Raw genomic sequence first — 14,252 nt, 5'->3', positions numbered from 1 at the left:
ACGAGCGGCCTTTCCGCTTTTCAGATCCGGACCGTAGTCGGCGCCGGGACCAGCTTGGCGAGCTTCCTGAGGTTTTGGGCGGTGGCGGCGAGCAGGAACTCGTCGCGGGCTCCGCATGGCCCTCGAAGGCGTAACCGATCGAGCCGCAAGATGCGCTTGAGGTGCGCGAACAGCATCTCGACCTTCTTCCGCTCTCGCCGGGAGGCGGCGTAGGCGTCGGTCTTCGCGATTTCCCTGGCCATGTCGCGAGCGCCCTCGTGGATCGATCTAGGGATCTTCCGGGCCGGCGTGTTTGGGCAGCACTGCGGTTTCAAGGAGCAGCCGTCGCAGTCGAGCTTGCTGGCGCGGTAGCGGATCATGCCGTCGTCGTCGACGAGCGGAGCCGAGCTCCGGTAGACCCTCTGGCGGGGTCTCAGAAGCGGCGCGGCTCGGCGTTGAGCCCGGGACCTATCGCCAGATCTGATCCGCGGTCGACCAGGCGGAACCCCAATTCGCAATGGGTCAACCTCAGCCATTGAACACGGCGTCGGCGTGGATAAGCTCATGCCATGACGACGATCCCCGAATGCCTTGCGGCCTTCTCAGTCGCGGCCATGATGAACACGCCCGACGCCGCCGCACGTGGCAGCGCCGCGATCGATGCGTACCTAACCTGCGTCGAGGACGTTCCCAGACGGCGCTTGGCGGCCCTGCACGAGCTTCACGCGGCCTATCTTGAGCTATCCCTCGACAGCGCCGCAGCAGTCGCCATCAGAGCCGACATTGAGAACCGCATCGCGGCGATCGCGGGAGCCGGACAGGCGCCGAAAGCCGCGGATCGACACGCCTGAAGAAGCAACTGCGCCTGACCGCTCCCGGCGCTCAGGCCCGTGGCCGAGGCTTCCCGGCAACCGCATCAGGATCGCTCGCAGCCGCTCCTCCTGGACCGCGTCGGAGGCCTCCTCAGGCACCACCGCCGCTCGCGCTCGGCCTTTTCAGGCCAGTCCTCGAGTTCCTCGCGGACGAGCAGCGGGAACACTTCGACCTCGCAGATCTGGTTCGGACCCTTGCGCATGATCTTGAGGTAGTTTGAACGAGCCGAGGGCGGGCCCGCCGTCGCCGCGAACGCCGGCCTCCTCGTAGGCCTCGCGCATCGCCGTCCCTAGCGCGCCGAGCTCCTTGATCGGCCAGCCCTTGGGCACCATCCACCGATGCGTCTCGCGGGTGGTCACGAGCAGGACCTGCAAGCCGCCATTGGGACCGATCCGGTAGGGCGCTGCGCCGTACTGGTCGCGCACGCGCGCCTTGGGAGATCTCTTGCTCATCGCTTGCGATAACGCCCTGTGGCGATGACGGTTTCGCGACGGCGGACAGGCCCCGTCCAACTCTCGCGGAGTGTTTTTCAAGCGCCGCGAGTCGGTTAGAGCGAACGCATGGTCGACATCGTCCTTCTCGACAACGGATGCGAAACCGCCGCCCGATGAGCGCTACCTGATAATCGAGTGGAGGCGGACAGGGTCCGGCTGCGCCGTGCGCCACGAGGCCATGGGGATCCGCTATGTGGTCGGGCCGGACAGGCACGCCTTCTGGACCGTTGAGGCCCGCCACCTAGCGAGGCGCCTGAAGTTCGACCGCATCTACTTCAAGTGCTACCCGAACGCGCAGACTGAACCCAACCGACAGACGGCTGCCGCCCGAAGCTGACGCTCAGCCCGGCATCCCGATGTCGCCGACAAAGGCGACCTCGCCCGGCCCTGGTCCAAAGGACTCGATAGAGCTGGTCCGGTTCGGTCCCGAGAGGACGGGCGTGTCGGCGTCGAGGCCCGCGGCGGCGGCGGCTGCGATCACGGCGGCTGTCTCGTCCACGACGTGCACAGCCCAGAACAGCGGGTTGCCCGTCGGCGCCGTCTCGAAAGCGATCAGCCATCCTTCCATGACGGCGGCGGGTAACATTGGCGATGCGCCTACGGAAAGCTGTGCGTTCGTCGGGTTCCCGGGTCGAGGACCGAGCCGCCTCGCGACGGCCGGCCCCTCTGGCCGCCCCTCGGGTTGGAGACACCAGAGGCGGTTGGCTCACATTAGGCGTTTCGACGCCTTTGAGCCTGAGGCGGGACGTCGCTTGGGCCGCGAGCGTCAACGGGGACGGCAGCCCGTCGCTCGGTCGCATCGCATCTGCTTTCAGTTCGAATGGCCGATCTCGCCAGAGCAGCGCGAGCCTCTATCTTCTACCCTTGAAAAAATGGAGAGCGGTATGCAGGACGAGACCGACGCGCAGCAGCCCGAACTCGTCGGCGCGGCCAAGTGGACCGCGAAGCACGACGCGACGACGCGCGCCGCGACTGAGATCATCGAAGGGAGCGTGTCGAGCGAGAAGCGAAGACGGCCCGTTTGAGAGCTGCTCGCCTCGCCCGCGAGACAAGCGACGCCCGATCTGCCGTGGCGGGCTGACGAGCTATTACACCCTAGGCGTTTCAGACCGACGCGCGGCCTTCAGGCCGTCCCGCACACGTCGCGAAGCGCCTTCACGATCTCAGCCTTTACGAACAGCTTGCTGCTGAAGCCGATCGGGCTCCACAGGTTTGCCCTGGCGCGGACCAGAGGTGGGAAGAATCAGCGGCGAGCCGTCATTCGTTGGTGTGGTTTTCTTGGCGGCTGAGCACCGAAGACCTGTACCAGCGCCAGGTTTTGATCTCGCGCTCGAGCCGCGCATAGCGCTCTTGGAAGTGGATGACGAGCGGCTCGTCGGTGCCGCGCTCGAGCGAGCGTTTCAGCTCCATCGCCAACTTCTGGCAGGCGAGCAGCCGCTCCTCTGCGTAGGCGAGCTCGTCGCCCGCGCTCCGGACGTCGCCGTCATCCGCCATGGCGAAGGCGGCTGCGAGCGGCCCTCTCGCGAGACTTCTCCAACTCGGCGATCGACACGCAGCGTCCCGTCTCGGTGAAGACGGTGACGGCTTCCCCCGGACGTTCCCGGGCAGCTTTGGCGATGGACAGGACGTCGATCTCCGACGCCGCCACGACTGCGGTCTGGTGGCCGCGGTCGGTCGTGATGACCGTGTAGGACATGCGCGCTCCCCCGAATGCGATTCGGAGGATGTAGGCGCCCGTCTCGAGATTCCAGATCCGGATCGATCAAGCCTGATAAGCGCACCGGATCAAGCCGAGACTTTCAGAGGTCTCCGGCGGACAATTTTTTGCCGTGGCGCTCGAAGGTCCGTCGTCAGGGCTTTGGCTAGCGCTTCGAGCTCTTCGACAGTCAGGATCCAGCCCGTATCGCTGGCGATGGTGACCTGATCTCCGTCCTTCTCCAGGTCGTGGACGAGCCTGAGGGCGTCCAGGACCGAGGCTGCGACGGTGGCTACCGGACCGCTCTCGGCGGCCGCGATGACCGTGTACGACATGCTGGCGTGGCCTCCGCTTCGGCCCCTTGGCGGGGCGCTATTGGGTTTTGCGGACGATCAACTTTCGAACCAGCGCCCGGTTCCGGCGAATGGCTTTCACGAACGCCAGAGCCGTGCGCGAGCAGGAACAGAGCGAGACGATCCGGATTCGTTCTGCAGGGTCGGACCGGGAACGGTTTCGCCCGACCAAACCCTTCGCGATCGTAAACGCCGCGCTTCGCCCCATCGCGGCGGGAAGCGGACCTCCCGAACGTCAGCAACAGGTCACCCGGGACGGGACCTGCCGGCTGAGACGCGCCATGTTCGGACACTGAGATTCATGCGAATAGCGGAGCTTCGATCTGACTCGAGGACTTGTATATGGCCGCTCAAAGCCAGCTGAGCGACCGCGAGGGGCTCGGCCGCGCGCGTGAAGTTGCGCTCCTCGACTACGGCCACGAAATTCGCAAGCAGTTGAGTTCCAGTGCGATCCTACCCCCTGGCCTTAGCCGGAGGCCCGGCGGCGTCCGGGGCCGCTTGAGCTGCTGCGGTAGCGAGCCAGTCGCTCAGCATGTCGACGTGGATCGCGAAGTCGCGGCCTTCTTCGGGACCGCCCTTGTGGATGACGCCAATCACTGCGCCGCCTGCGTCGAGAAGAGGGCCGCCAGACATGCCCTGGCTCAGCTTCTGGGTCACCTCGACCAGCCGGACGGCGCGCTTTACCGTGACCGTGCTGACGACGCCTGGCCTGACGTTAAGAGGATCGCCTGGAGCCCATGCGGGGTATCCAACTGCGGTCGTCGGATCGCCGACGCCGAGCGAAGACCCTGATCGATCCAGCTCGTAATACTCATTCGCCGGGATGTCATGGCTGAGCACCGCGAGATCGAGGTGTTCGTCTCGTATCTCTACCGTCGCCATAAAGGTGTTGGAATTCTTCGATGGGTGGAAGACCTCGACTTCCTTTTTTCCCGTCACGCAGTGCGCCGCAGTGACGAGACCGACGCCGTTCAGGAAAAAGGGTACCCTGACTGTCCTCGTGCTCGACGAGCCATACTGCCCGGTCGCGACGCTCGGCCGGCATCGGCGTCACTTCGATCCTGCGATCTGGGAAACTCGCGTTGAAGCGTAGCGCGATGCTGCGAACGACTGGATCCGACGAGCCTTTGACGTGGCTGATCCAGGCGATCTTGCCGAGCAGATGCTCGACCAGGGCCCCGGTCCCGCCGGACGCGGCGTACTTCGCCTGCGCGCCCGCAAGGCCGAGCGACTCGACCGAATGCAACTTCGCTCGAACGTTCCGGATGTGCCGACGATCGACGTTGATCAGCTCGTTGATTTTTAGGCCAGTTACCATCCGCCGGGAGTGCCGATCGGCGTAGTGCGACTTGCCTGGATTGATCGTGAACCCATTGCCGGCGATGAGGGCGTTTAGCGCCGTGTTCAAAAGTTTCGGGCGCGAAGCGGCCGGCTGGCGGCAGCGGTCCTTCGAACAGCGAGGTCATCGGCTGGTGATTGGAGAACGTGATGTCGTCCGCGTAGCGCGTGTAGATGCAACGCGTCGTCTTGGCGGTGAGCAGCTCCCGGTCCAGCCGAAAGCAGATCATGTTGGACAGCACCGGGCTGGTCGGCGCGCCTTGAGGAAGATGGCCGTCGACGCAGCACATATGACCGATTGCGGCTGCTACTGCGTGGTCGATCCCGAGAGCCCCGAGCATGCCGACGACACGGTTCTCCGATATGGAAGGGAAAAAGTCCTTGAGATCGAGATTGAGGACGAAGCGTCGGCGTAGATGAGAAGGGCGTTGGTCTTGATCGACCGATCCGCGACGAAGCCATGTACCGGATTGCGAACCGGATAGATTAAATTGAGAAGTGGCAGAAGCTGCCGCTGCAGATACTTGAGTCTGCGATCGGGCGCGCGGATCAGCCTACTCTTGCTATTGCTCTTGGAGATCTCGAACGTCCGATACATTCGCGCGCGACGCCAACGGATCGTCTTCATCTCTCGAGCGGTGACGCCCAGATACGCGAGAAGCGCATCCTCACTCGTCAATTCGGCAGGTAGCGCAACTCGGATCGGTGGTCCGAACGGGTTGCGAGGCACGAGGTCTCCCTTCCACTCACGCCGCGGTCACCCAGAGTTCACGGCGCGCGCACGACTTCTCAGAACATTAGCTCTTACGCCGCAGTTGCACAGCGCGTATGCGATGGGAGACCTCGTGCGGTATACGTAACAGGTGCTGCAAGAGGCCGCTACATCAAGAGCTTGAAAGAGGCTTGGACAGCACGAAGCCGAGGCGCTCGGCGCTGCTGGCCGGCCCCCATCGAGTGGTCCGGTTGCAATGCTAGTTCATGATCGGCGCTGACGCGACGGTTGGTGTGGCCGGCGGAGGTCGGGGTTGCGCAGCCGGCCATAGCGCGACCTCGGGCGCGGGCGGTCTGTAGCCGAGCGCCGAGTGCGGTCTGACGACGTTGTAGTGCCGTCGCCAGCTTTCGATCACGGCTTTGGCTTCGGCGAGCGTGTAGAAGATCTCGCCGTTGAGAAGCTCGTCCCGCAGCCGCGCGTTGAAGCTCTCGCAGAAGCCATTCTCCCAAGGGCTGCCCGGTTCGATGAAGGCGGTCCGTGAGCCCACGGCGACGATCCACTCACGCACCGCCTTGGCTGCGAACTCGGGGCCGTTGTCGGACCTGACGTGGCCCGGCGCGCCGCGGAGGATGAACAGGTCCGACAGCACGTCGATGACGTCGGTCGACCGCAGCCTTCGCCCGATCCGGATCGCCAGGCATTCGCGCGTGAACTCGTCGATCACGTTGAGCATCCTGAACCTGCGGCCGTCATGCGTGCGGTCCTCGACAAAGTCGTATGACCAGACGTGGTTCGGCCGCTCCGGCCGCAGCCGCACGCATGAGCCGTCGTTGAACCAGAGCCGCCCGCGCCTGGGTTGCTTCGTCGGAACCTTCAGCCCCTCACGTCGCCAGATCCGCTCGACCCGCTTGAGGTTCACGGCCCAGCAGGCGAAGCGCAGCAGAGCCGCGATCCGCCTGTAGCCGTAACGGCCATACTGGACAGCCAGCGCCACGATATCGGCGGTCAGGGCCGCCTCGTCGTCGGGCCGTCTTGGGACCTTCCGCTGTGTCGATCGGTGCTGGCCGAGCACAAGGCAGGCACGGCGCTCCGTCACGCCGAGCTTGCTCACCACACGGTCCACGCAGTCGCGGCGACGGGCGGGGCTGATCAGTTTTGCTGACGCTGCCCTTCGGGTCCCCGAGCTGCCTCCGCCAGGATCATCTTGTCCAGCGTCAGGTCCGACACCGCTCGCCGAAGCCGGGCGTTCTCGGCCTCAAGCTCCTTCGAGCGCTTCACCTGATCGCCTTTCAGGCCGCCATACTCGGTGCGCCAGCGATAGAACGTAACTTCGGTCACGCCGATCGAACGGATCGCTTCCGCCACCGGTCGACCTTGCGCGGTCAGAACCTCGACCTGCCGCAGCTTCGCGACGATCTCTTCAGGTGCGTGCCTCTTCCTCGGCATCGTTCAGTCCTCCAAATGGCCAAAAGCCATACCTCAGGGAGGACCACTTCTCAGGGGGCAGACCATTGGTCGTGCCCGAATCCGGCTCCATGCGGAGCAACTCCGGGAAGTCGACGGACAGGCCCTTTTTCTCGAGCGACGCGGCGCGCTTCTTCGTGGCGTCCAGCAGGGCCTTCTGTGACGACGGCATGCCCCAGCGCGCGAGCGTCAACTCGCGACCTTCAGCCGAGTTCCGGACGACCGGCGCAGGGTAGTTCGGAAAGATCCCGGGCATGGGCGGAAGATTGCCGGTGCGGTCGATCAGCGCTTTCGACAGCTCCCGGATCGCCGCCTGACCCTTCGTGAGACTGTACAAATTGCACATGTTGGCCTCCAGACCGTGGGATGGCGCGGCGACCATAATCGCGAGCTAATGCTCAAGGAAGAACAGCGAGCGGCGTTCGCGACTTTACCCCTGCGTGCGCGGCTCCTGATCCGTTTGGAACAGGCGAGCTACGTCGTGCTCGCGCTCGCTGCCGCCGGAGGACTCATTTGGTGGAAGTGGTCCTGACGCGGCCGCGTGCGTAGCCGGTCGATACTCGCGAGGTGAGCCGGGCGACTTCTTCTTCCAGGGCGGCGTTCGCGACCAGAAGCGCTCGAACAGCCGCCCAGGCGTCGCCATCGCAGGCCTCAACGGCCTGATCGGTCGCGCGTTCCAGTGCAAGCGCCGCCTCGTCTGGGCCCATTGTTTTCGCAGCCTCGGCCATCGTGATCTCCCGTCCGTGAACAGCAGGGAGAGTGCCCGACTCGGCTTGACCGATCCAGCAAATGTTCTTTCTATGTTCTGCTCATGAAGACTCCTTCAGCTAACGCGCGCCCGAGCCTCGCCGCCATCGCGAGGCGACTTGAGGTCGCCTTCAGGGCGGACCGCACGGTGACGCTGAAGCCGCAAACCGCTCTGGTGGTCGCCGTCGCGGTCCGGGCCTTTGCGGTCCAGCCCACGCGCGACGAGGTAGTGAGGCTGATCTGCAACCAGAAAGCGCCATGCGAGGGATTCTGCTATCCATGCATCGCCTTGGCGAACCGGATTTCTCAGCTTTATGCCGGTGAGCGTGACGGACGATGACCGAGGCCGCCCGGGAGCACCCTGTCCTGTGGAGCAGTCGCCGGCCTGAGGCAATGCCGGCGCATGGAATGCGCGCCGTCGCGAGGTGCGGACTACGTCGTGCGAGCGGCCAAAAAATACCGGTCGATGTAATCAACATGTAGTCGAAAGACGCCGATGACGATCGTCCATTGGCGTCGTGAAGCAGCTCCCGGCCGGCGCCCTGCGCGCGACCTTCGTCAGCAATGTCCGCCGGGTCCGTACAAGAATGGGCTGGAGCCAGGAGAGGCTTGCTTGGCCGCGGGCTTTCACCGGGTCTATGTCAGTCGGCTGGAGTCCGGCAAGTGGAACGTGTCCCTCGACAACGTCGAGCGGATCGCTTCGGCGTTGGGCGTCGATCCGATCGAGCTGCTGCTTCACCCGCGGAGTTCGTCCCCGAAGGCTGACGACGCCACATCCTGATCGCGTTTCATCCAGTCCCTGCTGGGTGATGACAATGCCCATACTCAAATCCTCATTTGATGTATTCAATCCCTCAATCGTCGATGCGGTCGCATTTTCCCTTACCCAAGATAGTGGATTGAGGTTGGTCTGTCGTAGAGCGGCCGGATGACGTCTTGGGTACTGGTTCTGCGGCGGGCGAGTGTCGTGGTCTTGTCTGCGCGCGCTCTCGCGCGTTACATGCGCGAGACCCCCTAAATCATGACCGCTCAAGATTCTGCTTGAGCGGGGGCGAAATGTAATTTATATTTGAGCTCAGTCGCGAGCCTCACAAGAGCGACAGACAGGTGCGTCGGACAGGCGATCTCTCGCTTCCGGCAGCTGGTGCCCCGGGCGTTCCCAAGCGGACGTCGTCGAAACATCGACCTTGGGTGTGCCAATGAGCATCGTGATTCCCGGCTCTCAACACGAGGGCCGTCTTAAGCGGGAAAGCCGCGTTCAGGCGCGTCGTCTCAAGCGCGTCGTGCGTCATTACGGGGGATGGGTCGGAAAGCCCGATCTGTCGCTCGAGAAAATCAACTTCAATCTCGGTCTGGACATCGTCGGGCTGGTGGCCCTGCCGATCCGCATCGGCAAAATCGAGGCGATCGCCTTGACCGCGCCGGGCGTCTACTTCGGATCGGACTGGGGGCGTGCGCGGCTTTCGTGGCTCGTCGAAGCCTTGCAGAAGGCTGGCTGCCGCGCCTTGCTGGTGACCAAGCATTCCCTCAACCGCCGCGCCCGCCGCCTCGAACTGCAAGACGGGCCGCCGCCGATCGCTCGGCGCGACGGCGAACGCATGACGCGGAGCCTGCTGGTTTCGACCGGAAGACGTCCGCGTCCAGATCAAGGCGACAAGCTTCACGCCACCTCTTCCGAAGATCCGTCGTCCGAACGCGCGGACCAGAACCCGAAGACCGGAACCGACGGTTCGTGAAGCCGGCGTCACGGCGCCTGAACCGGCGTCGGCGGGCGCGGATGGCCAAGCAAGGCGAGAGGGCGGCGACCGATGCGGTCGTGCGCGGTCGCTTCCGGCGACGCAAGCGGCGGCGGAGCGATCCGCGCGCCTTCAACGACTGGCGTTCGGCGGTGACGCCGCCGGACGCCCTGAAACGCAATGCCGTCCTCCACGACCTCTCTTCGGTCGTCCTGTTCGCCGATCGCCGCTGGCGACCCGCCGTGGACGGCGATCCGAGCGCAGCCGTTGGATTGGCGCTCGAGCATGTGTGGACCAGGAGGATCGCGGACATCCGCCGTGACCTCATCCTGACGGCCCTTTGGGCCTGCGCATCGGCCGGAGACCCGGCGTCGAAACTCTTGCTCGCCGTGCTGCGCGAGCGTGTCGACGAGGCCAGAAGCGCATGAGAGAGAAATCGCAGGCAGAGCGGGACGAAGAGGCCGTCGAGCTTCTCGGCGACGCCGCTGCTCTATTCGACCCGGCAGGCGCTCTCGCGGCTGAAATTCTTCACGAGGCGCTGCCGAAATCCGTCTGGTCGGCGGTCAAGCATAACGAGCCGAAAATCTTTCTCATCGAGGTCGCCGGATCCAGCTGGTGGAAGCCGATGGCCTCAGGGCTGAGGCGGCTGTTCACCGAGGTGGCGGTCTACATGCCGACCGATCTGACGAGCTCGATGCGAGATGCGCGCGGGGCTTCCGTAATCATAGCTCCGACGTTCGTGATCGTTGGCGATCCGGCGCGCCTGCCGAGCGAATTGATCGCCGGCGCTGACGTCAGAATTCCCGTGCGTGCGACTCCACGAGCCTTGCGTCGAACGCTCCAGCGTCTTTACGGCAAGCGCGCCGTTGTCCGTCAAAGCGACTTCTCCGGACTTGATTGGCCCGAACTGCTGGTCGCCCTGAGGCCGGATTCGACCCCACGCGCATGCGTGGCGCGCTGGCGCAAGACCGCTGCGTCCTTGAGCGCCCCTATCGCTTCCGACAAGACGCCGACCTTGGACCAGCTCGCCGGTTTCGGCGATGCGATGCCGCGGCTCTTGTCTCTGGCAAGTGACATCGAGCGCGTGCGCGATGGACGTCTGAAGAAAGACGAGCTGCCTTCGCTCCTGCTGCACGGCGCACCCGGCACCGGAAAAACCCTTGTTGCTCGATCGCTCGCCAAGACGGTCGGTTTGCCCTTCATCGAAACCAGCATTGGCGATTGGTTTGCCGGAGAGCGCGCGCATCTTGGAACGGTGATCGGCGAAATGCGCCGCTTCTTCGCACGTGCGACTTCGTCCGCGCCGTGCATCGCTTTTATCGATGAACTCGACGGGCTTCCCGATCGCGCAAAGCTTGATGAGCGAGAGCGGGAGTGGTGGACGCCAGTCGTCACCACGGCGCTCGTCATGATCGATCGGGCGCGCGCCGCAGGAAGCGGCGTCGTGCTCGTCGGTGCGACCAATCACTACCAGTTCCTCGACCCTGCTCTCGTGAGGCCGGGCAGATTCGACATTCACCTGGAGATCGTAGGCCCGACGACGGACGCCGATTTTTGCGCAATCCTGCGGCACCATCTTGGCCCCGATCTCACGGGCGCGGACCTTTCCGTGATCGCCAGGACAGCCTTGGCGCGCAAAGCGACGGGGGCGGTCGTCGAAGCATGGGTGAAGGCCGCGCGCGAACGGGCGCGTTCCAAAGATCAGTCCCTCGAATTCGCTGACCTTGTCCATGTCGCGATCCCGGCGCCGACGCGATCTGCAGCGAAGGAGATGCGCATCGCGATCCACGAGGCGGGGCATGCGGTGGTCGGAAGGGTTCTGGGCGGTCAGGTCAAGACGATCACCTTGATCAGAACCGCTGGCGTCGAAGGCATGGTGAGCTTCGCCGACGACGATGAGCCCGCCACTTTGGACATTCTGGAATCGAACATCGTCAGCGGCCTTGCCGGTCGCGCCGCCGACGAGCTCTTGAATGGCGCGGCTGAAGCCGGCGCGGTCGCCGACCTTCATCGTTCGACCGGGCTTCTGGCTGCGATCCACAGCGCCTTCGGACTGCGAGGCCGTCTGACTTCGCACGGGTCGGTGGACGAGGCTATCGCGGCGATGAGGTTCGACCCGAAGCTTGAGCGCAAGGTCGAGGCCGACCTGCAGCGCCTGATGCGAAGGGCTCGTCAACTGGTCGCGCTGCATCACCGCGCGGTCAAGAGCCTCGCAAGGACGCTGGTGGCGAACCGCGTCGCCACGCAGGAAGACGTCGACGCCGCGATCCTGGCCGATCCGGCCGGTCGCGCGGCAAGGACCTGGGATCTGATCGTCGAGCGCGTCACCCAGGACGAGGAGGAAGGCGACGCGAGCGCGGCTGGCGCGCCGACGCCGCGCCAGCCGGAGGCCGACTGATGATCGCGGCCGACGAGTTCGACGAGATGAAGCGTCGTCTGCGAGAGGCGTCCCATGAGGCGCTGGCCGCAGCGCCCCTCCTGGAGCGCTGGTTCGTGGATCGCTCGCTTGGGAAGCCCTGCCTGGTCGGCTTCGTCTCGGGTCACCCCGAGATCGTCGATGGACGCTGCGTGCGCACGAGCCTGCTGCTGCGGATCGCGCCCGAGGCTGGCTGGGCGAGGACCCGAAACAGGTTCTATCGCCTCGGAAGGAGCCTAGACGAGTGGCGGGTGCTCCAGTGAGATCGACGAACCGCCATTGCCTCAAACGGTTAAGGGAATGGGGGGTCGGCGGTGGCCCGCCCGAAGCCCGAGAGGCGCTCGCATCGACCGCTTCGGGCGGTCGGCCGAACAGGGATTGGGGGGTCGCTCAGATGAGGGATTGGCCCAAATCGCTTGGAAGCGCCTCGAAAACTGCCCCGAAACTGCCCCAGCATGTCGGGAGGGCCTCGATGCGATTTCGATATGTCCAAGAAGATCTTGGTAGCGGAGGACCGCTACCGGCCGCTTAGCCGATCGCAACCCATTGAAATCGTTAGCCTTGGAATCTGGCGCGAGAGCGACTTCCCGCGCCGCTGATTTCGCACGCCCGGCCGCGCCCTTCGCGCGCCGGCTCCTCACCCTATGGCCATCCGGCCCCCGAAAGGATCTCCCGATGCGCATCTCGCGTATTTCCCCAATGACGCCCCGGAAGCTTGATAACGGCGTCACTCTCTTGGCCTCATTCGACTACGAGCCGATCGACGGCATCCTCTGCCGGCTTACCCTCGTCCGCTCCGATCGGGGAACCGACATGATCTGGTCGCGCGCCGCGGTCGGCGGCCCATCGGTTCGCATCGCCCCCGAGCTTCAGCGCGATCTCGCCCTCGCTGTCCGCGCAGAGCTCGCCTCGCTCGCCGCCGGCGCCTTGGCTGCGTGACGCCCATCCATGGCCAGCCTTCCAAACGCCGCGGACGCGGCGAACGATCTTTCATGCCTTGGTGAGCCATACGCTGACGGGCCGCCGGACTTCGCAGCCATAGCCGATGCGCTCGGTGGCGAGGCCTATGCAGACGGCGTCTGGGCGCCCGCGCCTGGCGAGCCGGCAGAGGACCGTGGCCTCCGCGTCACTCCGCACCGTGGCTCGCTATGGGGCGTCCGCGTCGCGAACTCACATGCGCCGGTCGAAGACGACTCTCTCTCCTATGTCGTCGACAAGTGCGGGCTCCGGCCGCAGCGGCCGCCATCGCTCGAGCCGCCCGCGGCGGCGAACGACAATCAGCCGGTCGCGCTTTCTTTTTCGTCGATCCCTCGCGTTGGGCAGGCAAACCCGTGCCGAACCGCGAGTGGTTCATTGAGGGCGTCGTGCCCGCCGGGACGGTGACACTGCTCTCCGGCGACGGCGGTGTGGGCAAATCGCTCCTCGCTCTCCAGCTTGCCGCCGCGACGGCCCTAGGAGCTTCGACGGCGGGCTTTGAGCCTCGAGCCGGTCGAGCGATGGTCATCGCCGCCGAAGACGAAGAAGGCGAGCTCCATCGTCGCCTAGCCGACATCGTCACGCATCACGGTCGGTCCCTGGCCGACCTTGGCGACCTTCGCCTCTACCGATGGCTGACAGAGACGCTCTGCTCGCCTCTCCCGATCGGGCCGGCCACATGGAGGCGACGCCACTCTGGAAGTTCTTCGCGGTCGATGCGAAGGCCTTCAAACCGTCCCTCATTGTGCTCGACACCAGCGCCGACCTATTCGGCGGCGACGAGATCCGCAGATCCCAGGTCCGGCAGTTCGTCGCCATGCTGCGCGCGCTGGCCATCGAGACCGGCGCCGCGGTCATTCTGCTCAGCCATCCGAGTGTTGCCGGCATGACCGCCGGCACGGGCACGTCAGGCTCGACCGCCTGGAATAACTCGGTGCGTTCGCGCCTCTATATGGATCGGGAGCCCGACCGCGATCCAGCCGCTCGGCGTCTTCGGGTGATGAAGGCCAATTACGGCTCGCCAGGCGCGGAATTCCGATTGCGTTGGGAGGACGGCGCCTTTGTCGCCGGGCCAGAAGCAAACTGCCCGCTCGTCGCCAAGGCGGAGGCCGAGCACGTCGACCGCATCTTCGTCGATCTGCTCCGCAAGCTCACCCGGCAAGGTCAACAGGTAGGTTCCGCCCTGGCTCGAAATTACGCGCCGGTTGTCATGGCCGCGCACCCGGACTCAGCGGGCGTCAACAAGATCCAGTTCGAAGCGGCGATGCATCGGCTTCTCGATTCCGCCGTCGTGCATGTCTCGGAGGAAGGACCGCCCTCAAGGCGGCGTCGCCGGCTTCTAGTTTCAGCCGACGTCTATAGCCCCCGATAGCTTCCAACGGTCGTTCCAACGCCCTACCAACGGGTACCAACGGGGTGTGTGTTCCAACCCCCTATACCCCCTTGGGCGTTGGAACACGCCCCCAACG

Annotated in this window: 19 protein-coding genes and 5 pseudogenes; 12 read left to right on the top strand and 12 right to left on the bottom strand. The window is 65.0% G+C overall.

What is annotated here, in order from left to right:
• Positions 1–20: 20 nt before the first annotated feature.
• Positions 21–359 (bottom strand): annotated as a pseudogene (locus tag K6K41_RS10480) (transposase); the annotation flags it as partial.
• A 234-nt stretch (positions 360–593) separates the two neighbouring features.
• Between K6K41_RS10480 and K6K41_RS10475 the strand changes: the two are divergent.
• On the top strand, positions 594–830 hold the full coding sequence (locus K6K41_RS10475) for a hypothetical protein (protein ID WP_261404987.1): 237 nt from the start codon (positions 594–596) through the stop codon (positions 828–830).
• Between the two features lie 144 nt (positions 831–974).
• Here K6K41_RS10475 and K6K41_RS10470 read toward each other — a convergent pair whose 3' ends face one another.
• Both K6K41_RS10470 and K6K41_RS10465 read right to left on the bottom strand, forming a co-directional pair.
• Complete coding sequence (locus K6K41_RS10470; protein ID WP_261404986.1) at positions 975–1,304, bottom strand: NUDIX hydrolase; 330 nt, start codon at positions 1,302–1,304, stop codon at positions 975–977.
• Between the two features lie 382 nt (positions 1,305–1,686).
• Positions 1,687–1,914, bottom strand: coding sequence for a hypothetical protein (locus tag K6K41_RS10465; RefSeq protein WP_261404985.1), 228 nt, complete (start codon positions 1,912–1,914; stop codon positions 1,687–1,689).
• A 184-nt stretch (positions 1,915–2,098) separates the two neighbouring features.
• Here K6K41_RS10465 and K6K41_RS10460 point away from each other — a divergent pair, with 184 nt between their 5' ends.
• Positions 2,099–2,371, top strand: a complete 273-nt coding sequence (locus K6K41_RS10460) for a hypothetical protein (RefSeq protein ID WP_261404984.1) — start codon at positions 2,099–2,101, stop codon at positions 2,369–2,371.
• A 232-nt stretch (positions 2,372–2,603) separates the two neighbouring features.
• On the opposite strand, the gene K6K41_RS10455 is transcribed toward K6K41_RS10460, so the two are convergent.
• From K6K41_RS10455 to K6K41_RS10440, 5 genes are all read right to left on the bottom strand, one after another.
• Positions 2,604–2,840, bottom strand: coding sequence for a hypothetical protein (locus tag K6K41_RS10455; RefSeq protein ID WP_261404983.1), 237 nt, complete (start codon positions 2,838–2,840; stop codon positions 2,604–2,606).
• Positions 2,830–3,042, bottom strand: coding sequence for a hypothetical protein (locus tag K6K41_RS10450; protein ID WP_261404982.1), 213 nt, complete (start codon positions 3,040–3,042; stop codon positions 2,830–2,832). The genes K6K41_RS10455 and K6K41_RS10450 overlap by 11 nt, the downstream gene beginning before the upstream one ends.
• Before the next feature lie 89 nt (positions 3,043–3,131).
• Complete coding sequence (locus tag K6K41_RS10445) at positions 3,132–3,377, bottom strand: hypothetical protein (RefSeq protein ID WP_261404981.1); 246 nt, start codon at positions 3,375–3,377, stop codon at positions 3,132–3,134.
• A gap of 264 nt (positions 3,378–3,641) precedes the next feature.
• Positions 3,642–3,815: a LysR family transcriptional regulator gene (locus K6K41_RS30360; protein ID WP_428978578.1), complete on the bottom strand. Its 174-nt coding sequence runs from the start codon at positions 3,813–3,815 to the stop codon at positions 3,642–3,644.
• A 33-nt stretch (positions 3,816–3,848) separates the two neighbouring features.
• Positions 3,849–4,334, bottom strand: coding sequence for a S1 family peptidase (locus K6K41_RS10440; RefSeq protein ID WP_261404980.1), 486 nt, complete (start codon positions 4,332–4,334; stop codon positions 3,849–3,851).
• A gap of 193 nt (positions 4,335–4,527) precedes the next feature.
• Here K6K41_RS10440 and K6K41_RS10435 point away from each other — a divergent pair, with 193 nt between their 5' ends.
• The gene (locus K6K41_RS10435) at positions 4,528–4,701 is read left to right on the top strand and encodes a hypothetical protein (protein WP_261404979.1); all 174 of its coding nucleotides are present in this window, start codon (positions 4,528–4,530) and stop codon (positions 4,699–4,701) included.
• 232 nt (positions 4,702–4,933) lie between these two features.
• Here K6K41_RS10435 and K6K41_RS30355 read toward each other — a convergent pair.
• The 4 genes and pseudogenes from K6K41_RS30355 to K6K41_RS10415 all read right to left on the bottom strand — a co-directional run.
• Positions 4,934–5,146, bottom strand: a pseudogene (locus K6K41_RS30355) (reverse transcriptase domain-containing protein); the annotation flags it as partial.
• Positions 5,147–5,704: 558 nt separating this feature from the next.
• Positions 5,705–6,891: pseudogene (locus K6K41_RS10425) on the bottom strand (IS3 family transposase).
• Positions 6,892–6,955: 64 nt separating this feature from the next.
• A pseudogene (locus K6K41_RS10420) lies at positions 6,956–7,255 on the bottom strand (SOS response-associated peptidase); the annotation flags it as partial.
• 163 nt (positions 7,256–7,418) lie between these two features.
• On the bottom strand, positions 7,419–7,637 hold the full coding sequence (locus tag K6K41_RS10415; RefSeq protein WP_261404978.1) for a hypothetical protein: 219 nt from the start codon (positions 7,635–7,637) through the stop codon (positions 7,419–7,421).
• A gap of 167 nt (positions 7,638–7,804) precedes the next feature.
• Between K6K41_RS10415 and K6K41_RS10410 the strand changes: the two genes are divergently transcribed.
• From K6K41_RS10410 to K6K41_RS10375, 9 genes and pseudogenes are all read left to right on the top strand, one after another.
• A complete protein-coding gene (locus K6K41_RS10410; RefSeq protein WP_261404977.1) occupies positions 7,805–7,996 on the top strand; it encodes a hypothetical protein in 192 nt (63 codons plus the stop codon).
• A 156-nt stretch (positions 7,997–8,152) separates the two neighbouring features.
• On the top strand, positions 8,153–8,437 hold the full coding sequence (locus K6K41_RS10405; RefSeq protein ID WP_261404976.1) for a helix-turn-helix domain-containing protein: 285 nt from the start codon (positions 8,153–8,155) through the stop codon (positions 8,435–8,437).
• 502 nt (positions 8,438–8,939) lie between these two features.
• Positions 8,940–9,392 carry a hypothetical protein gene (locus K6K41_RS10400; RefSeq protein WP_261404975.1) on the top strand — a complete coding sequence of 151 codons (453 nt, stop codon included), beginning with the start codon at positions 8,940–8,942 and terminating at the stop codon, positions 9,390–9,392.
• Between the two features lie 152 nt (positions 9,393–9,544).
• Positions 9,545–9,820 carry a hypothetical protein gene (locus K6K41_RS10395; protein ID WP_261404974.1) on the top strand — a complete coding sequence of 92 codons (276 nt, stop codon included), beginning with the start codon at positions 9,545–9,547 and terminating at the stop codon, positions 9,818–9,820.
• Positions 9,817–11,790, top strand: coding sequence for an AAA family ATPase (locus K6K41_RS10390; RefSeq protein ID WP_261404973.1), 1,974 nt, complete (start codon positions 9,817–9,819; stop codon positions 11,788–11,790). Before K6K41_RS10395 ends, K6K41_RS10390 begins: the two co-directional genes overlap by 4 nt.
• Complete coding sequence (locus tag K6K41_RS10385) at positions 11,790–12,071, top strand: DUF6634 family protein (RefSeq protein ID WP_261404972.1); 282 nt, start codon at positions 11,790–11,792, stop codon at positions 12,069–12,071. The genes K6K41_RS10390 and K6K41_RS10385 overlap by 1 nt, the downstream gene beginning before the upstream one ends.
• Before the next feature lie 472 nt (positions 12,072–12,543).
• Positions 12,544–12,747, top strand: coding sequence for a hypothetical protein (locus K6K41_RS10380; protein ID WP_261404971.1), 204 nt, complete (start codon positions 12,544–12,546; stop codon positions 12,745–12,747).
• Positions 12,748–12,956: 209 nt separating this feature from the next.
• Positions 12,957–13,352 (top strand): annotated as a pseudogene (locus K6K41_RS30350) (AAA family ATPase); the annotation flags it as partial.
• Between the two features lie 62 nt (positions 13,353–13,414).
• Positions 13,415–14,155, top strand: a complete 741-nt coding sequence (locus K6K41_RS10375; protein WP_261404970.1) for an AAA family ATPase — start codon at positions 13,415–13,417, stop codon at positions 14,153–14,155.
• The last annotated feature ends 97 nt before the right edge of the window (positions 14,156–14,252 follow it).

Source organism: Chenggangzhangella methanolivorans (assembly GCF_019797865.1).
Taxonomy (GTDB): Bacteria; Pseudomonadota; Alphaproteobacteria; order Rhizobiales; family Methylopilaceae; genus Methylopila; species Methylopila methanolivorans.
The sequence above is the reverse complement of the archived record's forward strand: the minus strand, read 5'-3'. Positions and strand labels throughout refer to the sequence as shown.